This window comes from Thermodesulfobacteriota bacterium, from assembly GCA_040755095.1.
Lineage (GTDB): Bacteria > Desulfobacterota > Desulfobulbia > Desulfobulbales > JBFMBH01 > JBFMBH01.
In genome coordinates, this window is sequence record JBFMBH010000135.1 from 1 (window position 1) to 11,891 (window position 11,891).

An 11,891-nucleotide genomic window follows, 5' to 3' on the forward strand; every position below is an offset into this window, starting at 1 on the left:
CCCGCCTCCTGGCAGACCGACTCCTCTCTGGCCCGGGCGCTGGCGGCCTCGGCCCGGGCCAGCACCACCGCCGCCTCCAGGTCCTCGTTCCACAAGGCCAGAAGCAGGTCGCCCTGCATGACCCGCATGCCCTCTCTGGTCGGCCAGGCGGTGATACGGCCGCCCACGGATGGGGAGAGCAGTGCCCGGCGACAGGCCGCCACGCTGCCGGCCCGGGTGTTGACCACGGTGCGCTCGATCACCCCCAGCTCGGCCGGCTGGACAGGCAGCATCAGGGGCTGCGGCCGCCAGGCATACCAGGCAGCCGCCGCGGCAGGGACAACCACGATGAGCAGAAGGAGCAGACGCGTCATGCCAAGAGAGGTCCAGGCGCCGGTGCAGCGGGCGAGGCAGGCGCGCCCCGCCCGGCCGGGCTATGCTGGCCTACCAGATTCGGCAGCGCCCTGTCAACTGCGGCGCTCCGGCCGCGCCGGCCGGCCCCTGTCCCGGTCGCGGCCAGCCGGCCGGGCCGGAATCCGGTCCCGGGTACGCTCGTTCTCCAGGAGGAAGCCGCCGTCCTGGGTGGGGATGATCCGGATCCGGTCGCCCGGTCGCACCCGCCGCATGCCCTGCGCCCGGAGCGGTTCCGGCCGCACCACCTGCATGCCGGCCGGATCCAGGCCGAGGTCGGCTTCGAGATCCAGGCCAGGCGGCTGGCCCAGGAGTGACCAGGCAGGAGGGCTGATCAGACTGGCCGCGGCCACGGCCAGGGCCAGGAGCAGGAAGCGCAGGGTCGGGGTCATGAAGGCTCTCCCACTGGTCGGCCAGGTGCGGATCACTGCTGAACCGTGGTCATGAAGCCGCCGCCGGAGCCGCTGGCATAGCCGCCCAGGAGCTGGAGGCTGAAGTCATCGAAGGCGATGGACTCGTTGAAGTTGCCGCTCAGGCGGCCGAAGGCGTTGAGGCCGAGCTCGGCCCGGTCGGTGGGAAAGCTGGACAGGCTGTTGGTGATGAAGATCCGGCTGCGCACCGTCCGCTCGTCGGGCAGCAGCTGGACGTCGGCGGCCGCGCTGTTGATGGTCCAGAACAGGGCGTTGTCCGGCGCCGGCGGGTACTCGGCTGCCAGGGAGAAGTAGTCGCCGGTGGCCAGCCAGCTGGCGATCTGGTTGGCCGGCCACTTGGGCCACAGGGCAGGATTCACCCAGCTCGGGCTGTAGGGCAGGCGGACGGTCAGATCGGTGGCCAGGGCGTTGCCGAGGCGACCGCCATACAGGGTGGAGGCATCGCCGTAGAAGGCCTTGATGTCGTTCAACGGGACGCCGTTGATCTTCTTCTCCTCGATACGCACGGTGACGGTGGCGTTGTCGTTGACCTTGCCGTCGTACTGCCATTGGCTGCCGACCACCTTGGGATCCCGGGCGGCCGGCCGGTTGGCCGGGTCGCCCAGATCGGCGTAGGCCAGCCAGCGGCGGCTGACGCTGGTGCCGGAGACCCCTTGATCCCACAGCACCAGCAAAAGCCGCCCGGCCTTGCCGGGCGGCTTGATGGCGTCCGGGATGAAGTCGCCGTCCATGGGGCTGGCGCAGACCGTCGGCCGGGTCTGGTAGCGCATGAAGGACAGGCCGTAGCCGGCCCACAGGGTCGGCTCGCTGGGAGATGGCCGGTGCCAGCGGAAGCCGATGCCGCTGACCCCGTAGTCGAGCAGGTAGCCCCAGCCCACCTTGGCCTGGGCGTCGTAGCTCAAGAGATGGCCGTGGTCGGCCCAGGCCTCCTGGAGGGTCTGGACAATGGCGCTGGTGGTGGCCAGGCGCACGGTGTGGAAGCCGATGTTGCACGACGGGTTCTGGGGATCGGGCTCCCGGTTTTCGCCGGTGCTGAGGTTGCGGATGGCCATCCAGTAGCTGTGGGTGCCGTTTTGCGCCTGGAAGCCCTGGATGGAGACCCGGTTGTCCGTCTGCGGCACGTCCCAGCTGGTCAGGTCCTGGAAATCCTCGTCCACCACCGGCTGGTTGTCCGGGGTGGACGGCATCTCCACGGTGTCCGGGACCGGGGTGTTGTAGGTGATGGTGCGGTTGACCAGGGTGAAGCCGGAGCCGGCCGAGCCGACGGAGGCCACCTCCAGGAACTTCTTGAGGATGACCGGGGTGGCGGTGGTGACGCTCACCGGGAAGTCTCCGGGGCTGCCGGACAGGCCCTCCAGGGTGACGGTGCCGGAGCCGGGGGTCGCCCTCTGGTACAGGAACATCTTGAGCTCGATCTCCACCTGGCCGTTCCGGGCCGGAAACATGCCCGGGGTGCCGGACTGGAGCACCAGGCTGCTGCCGGCGCTGACCGTCTGACCGCTGTTGGGGTAGCTCACCAGGTAGACGCCGGAGTCCTGGGAAACGTCCTCCAGCAGCCCGCCGGGCACCGTAATGCTGGCCAGGTTGGGGATCGTGGTGGCGATGGTCGCATTGGCGTAGATGATGGTGCCGATCTTGACCGACGCCGGGGAAGGCAGGACAAAATGGGACGAGAAGCTGCCCGGCACCTTGGTGGCGACGGTGGTGGCGCCGGTGGCGTGGCTGGCGGTGGTGATCAGCCAGTAGGGATGGACCTGCAGCTGGAAATCGCCCTGGTTGTTGGCCATGTGGAAGGTGCTGCCGTCGGCGCCCTCCAGCACCGCCATGCGGGCGGCGAAGGTGGAGGCGCCCAGATACTCGGACGCCAGGTAACGGTAGCCGGATTCGGCCAGATAGTAAGAACGGGTGGAAAAGGTGGCATCCACCTGGCTGTCGGTGGCGGTGCTGTTCAGCCGCAGCATCACCGTGCCCAGGGTGGCAAAAACCAGCATGGTGAAGATGAGGCCGATGAGGATGCTGCCCTGGCGACCGGCCAGGACCCGGCGCCAGGGCGGGACAGGACGAAGGCTCATGGCAAAGGGCTCCCTGGGCGTGCGCCAGCTCAGGCGGTCGGCCCGTTGACCGTGCCGTTGTTGCGGGGCGACACGGTGGTCTGGAAGGTCACCACCTGGCCGTCGCTGCGATTGAGGCTCAGCTGGATGGACACCTCGAAAAGCTGGCTCAAGGGATCGGCAGCGCTGTTCCAGGCACTGCCGTCGGCCCGTCGGTAGACGAGGACAAAGGCGTTGACCCGGTCCAGCAAGAGGTCGTTGTCCAGGGCCAAGGTCTTCAGATTGACATCATGGGTCAGGGTGTGGGTGCCCGAGAAGTTCTGGTAAACGATGGGCGGCGCCGGGCCGCTGGTGAGAGCGCCCAGCTCCAGCATCTCCCGGCTGAGTCGGGTCAGGGCGAACTGGGCCCTTTGCGCCAGGTCCACCGTTTCCTTGGCCGACTGGACCGCGTTGACGCCGGAGACGATGCCCATGCCGGCAAAGGCAGACAGAACCCCCAGGAGGAGCAGGACGGCGATGACCTCGATCAGGGAGAAGCCCGGTTGGTGGCGGCGCATGGTCTTGGCGCTCACTGGGACAGAACGACCAGAGCCGAGTGCATGCCCCGGCTGACCGTCACCTTGAGCAGCCGGCAGCCGGAGGCGCAGCTGGTCTCGTCGCCGTTGCCGTTGAAGGCGATCTGGCCTTGGGTCACGGTGGTGCCATTGCCGGAGTAGCCGGTGTAGCTGGCGGTGGCCACCGCAAAGGTATCGTTGGCCAGGGCCTCCCGGTAGTCGGCGATGATCTGTTCCATCACCTGTTGGATCAGGAGCTCGTTGTGCACCATGTCCAGGGGCGCCTGGCTGTGTACCGTGCTGGTGGCCATATAACGCGCAAAGATGGACATGAGGATGCCGGCGATGACCAGGGTGGTGACGATCTCGATCAGGGTGAGACCGCACTCGCCGCGGCCAGCCGGAAATGACCCGCCGGTTGATCTCGCCAAGCGTTGCTGCCTTTTCATGGGATATAGCCTGTATTGCGGACCACACGGATCGACCGCACCGAGGTGGTCAGGGTCGTATCTGCCGCCAGGGGCACGCCAGCGTTGTCCACCGGCGTGCCGAAGCCGTTGAAGGCGATGCTGGCGGGTGGGCCGAAGATGGTCATCCGGCTCAGGTTGACGGAGGTCGCGGTCTCCCGGGGAAAGGGCTGGGCCTGGGGGGCGTTGTCCACGACCTGGTAGAGCTGGTAGGAGTCGCTGGTGAAGCCCACGCCCCAGATCATGTCCGAGCTCATGGCCAGGCTCTGGGCGTAGCGCAGCCGGCTGCGCAGAAGGTCCCACTCGGCGCTGGCCTCGAAGCCGGTGTCGCCGGAAAAGCGGCTGAGGACCGCCGCCGCCAGGACCCCCAGCAGCAAAAGAACGGCGACGGTCTCCAGGAGGGTAAAGCCCGGGCGGCAGCGCAAGACAGTGCGGGGCATGGTTGGGCTCAGGCCGGCTGGGTGAGGAGGGTGCGGATGGTGGCAGCCAGCTGGCTGGGCAGAAAGGGCTTGGCCAGGAGTGCCGTGCCGGCCGCCGGGAAGAGTACCGGATCCAGCCGTTCCGGGTGCCCGGAGATCAGCAGCAGCCTGGCCTGGGGGTGGCAGCGGCGCAGCTCGGCGGCCAGCTCGGGGCCGTGACCGTCGGGCAGCACCACGTCCAGGAGCAGACAGTCGATCCCGGCGGTGGCGCAGGCCATGGCGCGTGCCTCGGCGGCGCTGGCTGCGACCAGCACCGAAAAGCCCAGGGGCGACAGGCCGTCGGCGATCAGGCGCCGGACCAGCAGGTCGTCGTCCACCGCCAGGATGGTGCCGCGGCCCTGGCCAAGGACTGGCCGCAGCTCCGGCTGAGGGCCGGAGACCGGCTCGCCGGTGGTGGGCAGATGGATGCGGAAGGTGGTGCCGCGGCCGGCCTCGCTCTCCAGCTCGATGCGGCCACCATGCTGCTGGACGATGCCCAGGACCGTAGCCAGGCCGAGACCAGTACCCTTGCCTTCCTCCTTGGTGGTGAAGAAGGGCTCGAAGATCTGGCTTTGGATGTCGCTGGGGATGCCCCCCCCGGTATCGCTGACCGCAAAGACCATCTCGGCAGGGCCGCCGCCCGGTGCGGTGGCCAGGAGCAGGCGACCGCCGGCCGGCATGGCGTCCCGGGCGTTGACCACCAGGTTGATGAGCGCCTGCTGCAGCTGGCCGACGTCGGCCCGGATGTTGTCCAGCCCCTCGGCCAGTTGCAGCTCCAGCTGGATGTCGGGGCCCAGCAGCCGGTCCAGGAGCCGCACCGTTTCCAGCACCACGGCATTCGGGCGGGCCACCCGGATGGACAGCCGCTGGCGCCGGCTGAAGGCCAAGAGCTGCCGGGTGAGATCGGCAGCCCGGCGTCCCGCCTCCTGGATCATGGCCAGGGCGTCGCTGGCCGCGGTGGGGTTGCCCTGCTGGCGGGTGGCGATCTCGGCATAGCCCAGGATGCCGGTGAGCACGTTGTTGAAGTCGTGGGCGATGCCGCTGGTCAGCCGGCCGATGGACTCCAGCTTCTGCGCCTGGAACAGGCTCCTCTCCAGGGCCGCCTTCTGGCGCTCGGCCGCCTCCCGTTCCGCCATCTCCTGGCGCAGGCGCAGATTGGCGGCGGCCAGCTCCGCGGTTCGGGCCTCCACCTGGGTCTCCAGGTGCAGCCGGTACATCTCGTTCTCCCGGATGAGGGCGGCGCGCTCCAGGGTCCGGCGCACCGCATGCTCCAGGACCTCCAGATCCAGGATCGGCTTGGTGACGTAGTCCCAGGCGCCGAGCTTGATGCTGTCCACCGCGTCCCGGAGCATGCCGGCGCCGGAGACCACGATCACTGGGATGGTGGGGTCGTAGCGGACGATCTGGGCCAGGACCTCCAGGCCGTCGATGTCCGGCATCCGCAGGTCCAGAAGCACCGCATCCGGCCGGCAGCTCTGGATCGCCGCCAGGCCGCTGGCGCCGTCCGGTGCGGTGTGCACGGTGAAGCCCACGTCCTCGAAGTAGGCCTGGATGCTCTCGCGGATGGGCGCTTCGTCGTCGATGCTCAGCAGAACGGGGCCTTCGGTCATGACGGCGCCACACTGGGGGACAAAGCGGCGGTGTTGATGCTGGTGCCGGCGGGTTGGCGCTGGCAGCCTTGAGACGCGAGAACAAGCGTGGCAGCGATCTCCGGCTGGTGGCTTCCACAGCACCTCTCATCCTAGCACAAAACCGGAGGCAGGGGCAGGGAAGAATCCGTTGTCAACCGAGGTGGCGATGGCGTAAAGTGGAGCCCGCGGCATAAGGGCCGCGGCCAGGATCTTTCATCGCATCGGGAGGGCGTCATGGGCGGACACGGTCATCATCCGGCGGATGGCATCGAGTGTGAAAAGGCGGGGATCTTCTTTCTGCTGGTGGCAGTGGTGCTGATCATCCTGGGCATGACCAACTAGGCTGCGGGGTCGGGTCCGCTCGCAAACAGGGCGGCCAGGACCTCGGCCAGGTCGGCAACGCCAATGAGGGCCATGCCGGCCGCTGCGGTGGTGCCCAGCCGCTCCCGGTTGCCCCGGGGCAGGAGCAGGCGGGAAAAGCCCAGGCGCTTGGCCTCCTGGATTCGGGTCTCCATCTGGGAGACCGCCCGCACCTCACCGGCCAGTCCCACCTCGCCGCAGACCGCGGTCCGGGGTGGGATGACCCGTTCCAGGAGGCTGCTGGCCACAGCCGCCACCACGCCGAGGTCCAGGGCCGGCTCGTCCACCCGGATGCCGCCGGCGATATTGACGAAGACGTCGCAGGTGGCCAGGCTCAATCCCGCCTTTTTTTCCAGAACCGCGGCCAGAAGACCCAGCCGTTGCGGGTCGACACCGATGGCGGTGCGGCGGGGCATGGCCAGGCCCGAGGGGCTGACCAGGGCCTGCACCTCCACCAGGATCGGCCGGCTCCCTTCCATGCTGGGCAGGACCACCGAGCCGGGCACCCCGACCGGCCGCTCGGCCAGAAAGATCTCCGAGGGGTTGCCCACCTCCACCAGGCCCTGGGTCTTCATCTCGAAGACCCCGATCTCGTTGGTGGGGCCGAAGCGGTTCTTCACCGCCCGCAGGATGCGGTACAGGTGGCCCCGGTCCCCCTCGAAGGAGAGCACGGTGTCCACCAGATGCTCCAGGACCTTGGGGCCGGCGATCAGCCCCTCCTTGGTGACGTGCCCCACCAGGACGATGGACAGATCCTGGCCCTTGGCCAGGACCTGCAGCCGGGCGGCGCTCTCCCGCACCTGGCCCACCGAGCCGGGAGCGGAGGTGAGATCGCTTGCGGCCATGGTCTGGATGGAGTCCACCGCCAGGACCGCCGGTCGTGAGCCGGCGGCCATCTCCTGGACGGCTTCCAGGGAGGATTCGGCGGCCACCAGCAGGCCGGGCGCGCTGATCCCCAGCCGGTCCGCCCGGAGGGCGATCTGGGCCCCGGACTCCTCGCCGGAGACATAGAGCACCGTCCGGCCCTGGCGGGCGATGCCGGCCAGAAGCTGCAGCAGCAGGGTGCTCTTGCCGATTCCGGGCTCCCCGGCCAAGAGCACCAGGGAGCCGGGCACCAGGCCCCCGCCCAGCACCCGGTCCAGCTCGCTGCTTCCGGTGGCCAGACGCTCTTCCGGCCGGTTGGCGGCGGCGCTCAAGGGCAGCGGCTGGCGGGTGGTGGTTGGCGGCTGCCGGCTGCCGCTCCGGGCCGGGCTGCGCCGCTCCTCGACGAGACTCTGCCAGGCGCCGCAGTCCGGGCAGCGTCCCAGCCACTTGCCGGTGGCAAAGCCGCATTCCTGACACACGAAGGCGGTTTCTTCCTTGGCCATGACGCCGTTATCTCCTCAGGCCCTGCGGCATCAGACCAGCTCGGCCAGCACCTGGTTGGCCACCGGCAGGCCGGCGGCCGACAGGCGCAGCCCTTCCCCTTCCCGAATCAGCAGACCCTGCTCCACAAGCGCGGCCAGGGTCGGGCCGTAGACCGTCTCCAGGCTCAGACCGAAGCGCCGGGCCAGCTCCCGGCCGTCCACCCCACCCAGACGCCTGAGGCCCAGGATCACCGTTTCCCGGAAGCGGGCGCCTCGGGTCAGGGCCTCGCCCCGCGCCACCGGTGCCGAGCCGGCCAGAGCCCGCCGGCAATAGCGGTCCAGATCCCCTTCGTTTTCGAAACGGACCCCGGCCAGGCAGGAGACCGCGCCGGGTCCCAGGCCCAGGTAGGGTCCGTTGGCCCAGTAGCCCAGGTTGTGGCGGCAGGCATAGCCCGGCCGGGCGTAGTTGGCGATTTCGTAACGCTCGAAGCCGGCGGCCGCCAGGAGGTCCTGGGCCAGCCCGTCCATGGCCAGCCGGCGGTCCTCGGCAGGCAGCCGCAGCTGTCCTGCGGCGACGCGGGCGGCAAAGGGGGTGCCGGGCTCCGCGGTCAGCTCGTAGACGGCCAGGTGCGCCGGTGCCAGGGCGATGGCCGCCTCCAGGCTGTCCTGCCAGGAGCGCTCGCTCTGGCCGGGCAGCCCGTACATGAGGTCCAGATTGAGGTTGGCGAAGCCGGCCTCGCGGGCCATGGCCGTAGCGGCCAGCACCTGGGTGCGGTCGTGGCTGCGGCCGAGCTGCGTGAGCTCACCGTTGTCCAGGGACTGGGCGCCGAGACTCAGGCGATTGGCGCCTGCCCGGCGCAGGGCGGCAAGGAGGCCGGGATCCACGGTGTTGGGATTGGCCTCCACCGTCACCTCCGCCCCGGACTCCAACCGGAAGCTCTGCCGGCAGGCCGCCAGCAGCTCCGGCAGGGCCAGGCCCAGAACCGTCGGGGTGCCGCCGCCCACGAAGAGGCTGGCGAAGCGGCAATCCCGGACCAGAGGGTGACGCCGCCAAAGAGCGATCTCGGCGGCCACCGCTGCCAGGTAACGCCGGCCGGCGGCCGCCTGGTACGGCTGGGAGCGGAAGGCGCAATACGGGCACTTCGCCAGGCAGAAGGGGACGTGCAGGTAGAGGCCGGGGGCGGGGACCAGGGGGTGGCTCATGCCAGCAGCCGGTCACCGGCGGCGCGGATCTCGGCCATCAGGCCCTGGTCGGCGAAGCTGTACACCTCGGGGCCAGCGCCGATGAGCAGATGATCCAGCAGGCGGATGCCCAGCACCGTACAGGCCACATGGAGCTGCTGGGTCAGGCGCCGGTCGGCGGCCGAGGGCGCAAGGTGGCCGGAGGGATGGTTGTGGGCCACCACCAGGGCCGCTGCATGGTGGGCCAGGGCCAGCTGCACCACCTCCCGGGGGTAGACGGTGGCCGCGGTCAGGGTGCCGGCGCCAAGGAAACGGGTGTCGATGATCCCGTGCTCGGCATCCAGGAGGATGACCACGAACACCTCCTGTTTGCGGTCGGCCAGGGCATGGCGCAGGTAGTCAGCCACCGCCGCCGCCGAGGTCAGGTAGCTCTTGCCCACCAGGCGCCGGGCCAGGAAGCGGCGGGCGACCCCGTGGATGAAGCGGACTGCAACCGCGTTCTTGGGACCGATGCCGGGCACCTCCTCCAGGGCGGCCTGGGGCGCCTCCAGAACCCCGGCCAGGCTGCCGAAGCGCTGCAGGGCCGCCCGGGCCGCGGCCTTGGTGTCCCGGCGCGGGGTGCCCAGGGCCAGGAGCATCTCCACCACCTCGCAGTCGGTGAAGCCGTCGAGGCCCGACTCCAGGAACCGGTCCCGCAGCCGCTGGCGGTGGCCGGCCACCCGCTCCTGCCACTGGGCTTCCTCCATGGTCCGGTCTCAGTCGGGAAAGGAGATGGTGCCGTTCAGGGTCATGGCCATGGCCCGCACCGGGCAGACGTTGAGGCACAGGGCGCAGCCGGAGCACAGCTCCGGCTGAAAGACCACGCCCATGTCCTCCCGGTTGATGGCCAGGGCGCCGGTGGGGCAGAGCCCGGTGCACAGGCCGCACTGGAGGCAGGCCTCGTCGTCCCGCCGGATCTCGGTGGCCATGGTCTCCACCTGGATCCCCAGGTCCCGCATGTGGGTGAGGCCCTTGTCCACGTTGGGCTTGTGACCCCGGAGCTCGATGACCATCAGGCCCTCGTGGCCAGGCAGGATCGTGGCCTTCAGGATGTTGAAATCGATCTGGAACCGCTTGACCAGGTCGCAGACGATGGGCTGGTCAACGATGCTCTTGGGGAAGCGCAGGACATAGATACGGGCGTACACAGGGTCAGTCCTCCGGGCGAGGCGGGGGTGAGGGATGCGAAGGTCAGCCGGCGGCATCCAGCCTGGCCAGCAGCTCGGGCAGGGGATGGGCGGTGTCCAGAACCAGCACGTCGTCTTCCTCGGCGGCCGGCTCTTCGAAGCTGCGGCGCTGGGCGAGATGGATCTCCCAGCGGCCGTCGGAGACGGCTTCCGGATCCTGGGCCCGCAGGGCCAGTCGCCGCTGCACCTCCGCCTCGGGGCAGGTGCAAAAGACAAACCGCGCCGGCACCCCCAGGCGCTGGCCCAGCTCCCGCACCGTCTGCCGCTCGGCCCGGGTCTTGTAGGCCGCGTCCAGGACCACCGGCTGGCCGGCGGCCAGATCCGCCTCGGCCCGGACCAGGAGCTCGCGGTAGGTGCGCCGGGAAAGCTCCGGGCTGTAGATGCCCGCCCCCAGCTCCTCCTGGGCCCGGGCCGTGGGGGCCAGGCCGGCCAGCTCCTTGCGCACCTCGTCCGAGTTGTGGTGACGGGCGCCGATCCGGCGGGCAAAGGCCTGGGCCAGGCAGGTCTTGCCCGTGGCCACCAGACCGAAGAAGACGACGAGACGGGCCTTACGCGGCATAGGTCGCGGCGAGCCGGAAGTAGCGGCCGGCCAGCTCCTGGCAGGCCTGGCGGCTGGCGGCATCCACCTCCGGGGCATGGGCGGTGAAGAGGTTGATCTTCCCCCGCACGTAGGCCCGGTAGCATTTGTAGAAGTCGAGCATGCCGGGCAGGCCCTCATCGCCGCTTGCCTTCACGAAGCGGTCCACCAGCCGTTGCGCGAGCCCGGTCAGGCAGTGGAATTCCAGGTCCATGGCCAGGAAGGCCAGATCCGAGGCCACGTCGGCGTAGCGGAAGCGCTCGTTGAACTCGATGCAGTCGAAGATATAGACCTGGTCCGCCAGGCAGATGTTGGCGGAATAGAGGTCGCCGTGGCAGTCCCGGATCCGGCCGGCCGCCACCCGGCGGTCGAACCGCTCGTGATCCGCCAGCACCCGGCGGCTCATGGCCACGATGGCGTCGAACTGGTCGCGGCTCAGGGCAGGGCTGCCGACAAACCCTTCCGTTTGCCGGAAGTTCTCGGTGATGTTCACGGCCACCGCCTCGGCCCGGCCGAAGGCGCCGATCTCCGGGCCGCCGGCGGCCTGGGCGTAGAAGGGCACCAGGGTAGCGACGATGCGGTCGATGTCGTCCGGCCCCAGGCGCCCCTCGCTGATGAGGCGGCCCATCATCCCTGCCGCCGGCATGCGGGCCATCCTGATCCCATACTCCACCACCGGGCCGGCGCCGTTCAGGGCCAGGCGGCCGCCCTCGTCGGTGACCGTCACCAGGCCCTGGTAGATGCTGGGCGCCAGCCGGCGGTTGAGGAGCAGCTCCTGCTGGCAGAAATGGTGCCGCCGCTCCAGGGTGGTGAAGTCCAGGAAGCCGAAGTCCACCGGCTTCTTGAACTTGTAAACCTGGGGGCCGGCCAGGAAAACATAGGAGATATGGGTCTGCACCAGCTCCACCGCCGGCACCGGGTGCGGGTAGGCGGTGGGATCGAGGAGGAGCTGGACAAAGGCCGGCAGCTGGGCTGCGGACATGGAAGCCTCCGGAAAAGAGAGCGAAAAGAGCCGAGTGCAGCGCGGGACGTACTGTACCAAAAAGCACCCGGGCCGTAAACCGGCGCCCGGCACTCCCGGCGGGACCGGGGCCGGGATTTTTCGTTGACCTGCCCGACTCCTTCTGCTTAGCTGTCAGGCGCTGCTGCTGTCCCAGCCCGTGCGGCCCGGCAGGATGGAGGCCAGGAAGGGGCACCGGACCGTGGCATCCCGGGGCC

13 protein-coding genes are annotated in these 11,891 nt (G+C 69.6%); all 13 read right to left on the bottom strand.

What is annotated here, in order from left to right; all coding sequences use genetic code 11:
- A partial coding sequence (locus tag AB1634_16220; protein ID MEW6221060.1) for a biotin/lipoyl-binding protein occupies positions 1–353 on the bottom strand: 353 nt, incomplete at its 3' end.
- 93 nt (positions 354–446) lie between these two features.
- Positions 447–782 (bottom strand): hypothetical protein, encoded by a 336-nt coding sequence (locus AB1634_16225; GenBank protein MEW6221061.1) that lies wholly within the window; start codon positions 780–782, stop codon positions 447–449.
- 32 nt (positions 783–814) lie between these two features.
- Complete coding sequence (locus AB1634_16230) at positions 815–2,893, bottom strand: hypothetical protein (protein ID MEW6221062.1); 2,079 nt, start codon at positions 2,891–2,893, stop codon at positions 815–817.
- Positions 2,894–2,922: 29 nt separating this feature from the next.
- On the bottom strand, positions 2,923–3,429 hold the full coding sequence (locus AB1634_16235) for a type II secretion system protein (protein MEW6221063.1): 507 nt from the start codon (positions 3,427–3,429) through the stop codon (positions 2,923–2,925).
- Between the two features lie 11 nt (positions 3,430–3,440).
- Positions 3,441–3,857: a prepilin-type N-terminal cleavage/methylation domain-containing protein gene (locus AB1634_16240; protein MEW6221064.1), complete on the bottom strand. Its 417-nt coding sequence runs from the start codon at positions 3,855–3,857 to the stop codon at positions 3,441–3,443.
- A gap of 14 nt (positions 3,858–3,871) precedes the next feature.
- The gene (locus tag AB1634_16245; protein ID MEW6221065.1) at positions 3,872–4,333 is read right to left on the bottom strand and encodes a prepilin-type N-terminal cleavage/methylation domain-containing protein; all 462 of its coding nucleotides are present in this window, start codon (positions 4,331–4,333) and stop codon (positions 3,872–3,874) included.
- 8 nt (positions 4,334–4,341) lie between these two features.
- Positions 4,342–5,961, bottom strand: coding sequence for a response regulator (locus AB1634_16250; GenBank protein ID MEW6221066.1), 1,620 nt, complete (start codon positions 5,959–5,961; stop codon positions 4,342–4,344).
- A gap of 359 nt (positions 5,962–6,320) precedes the next feature.
- Positions 6,321–7,709 carry a DNA repair protein RadA gene (gene radA / locus AB1634_16255; GenBank protein MEW6221067.1) on the bottom strand — a complete coding sequence of 463 codons (1,389 nt, stop codon included), beginning with the start codon at positions 7,707–7,709 and terminating at the stop codon, positions 6,321–6,323.
- 30 nt (positions 7,710–7,739) lie between these two features.
- Positions 7,740–8,891, bottom strand: a complete 1,152-nt coding sequence (gene hemW, locus AB1634_16260) for a radical SAM family heme chaperone HemW (protein ID MEW6221068.1) — start codon at positions 8,889–8,891, stop codon at positions 7,740–7,742.
- Positions 8,888–9,616, bottom strand: a complete 729-nt coding sequence (radC, locus tag AB1634_16265) for a DNA repair protein RadC (protein ID MEW6221069.1) — start codon at positions 9,614–9,616, stop codon at positions 8,888–8,890. The genes hemW and radC overlap by 4 nt, the downstream gene beginning before the upstream one ends.
- Positions 9,617–9,625: 9 nt before the next feature.
- The gene (locus tag AB1634_16270; protein ID MEW6221070.1) at positions 9,626–10,057 is read right to left on the bottom strand and encodes an NIL domain-containing protein; all 432 of its coding nucleotides are present in this window, start codon (positions 10,055–10,057) and stop codon (positions 9,626–9,628) included.
- Between the two features lie 43 nt (positions 10,058–10,100).
- Entirely contained in the window at positions 10,101–10,655 is a 555-nt protein-coding gene (locus AB1634_16275; protein MEW6221071.1) for an AAA family ATPase, read from the bottom strand.
- Entirely contained in the window at positions 10,645–11,655 is a 1,011-nt protein-coding gene (locus tag AB1634_16280) for a hypothetical protein (GenBank protein MEW6221072.1), read from the bottom strand. The genes AB1634_16275 and AB1634_16280 overlap by 11 nt, the downstream gene beginning before the upstream one ends.
- Positions 11,656–11,891 lie beyond the last annotated feature (236 nt).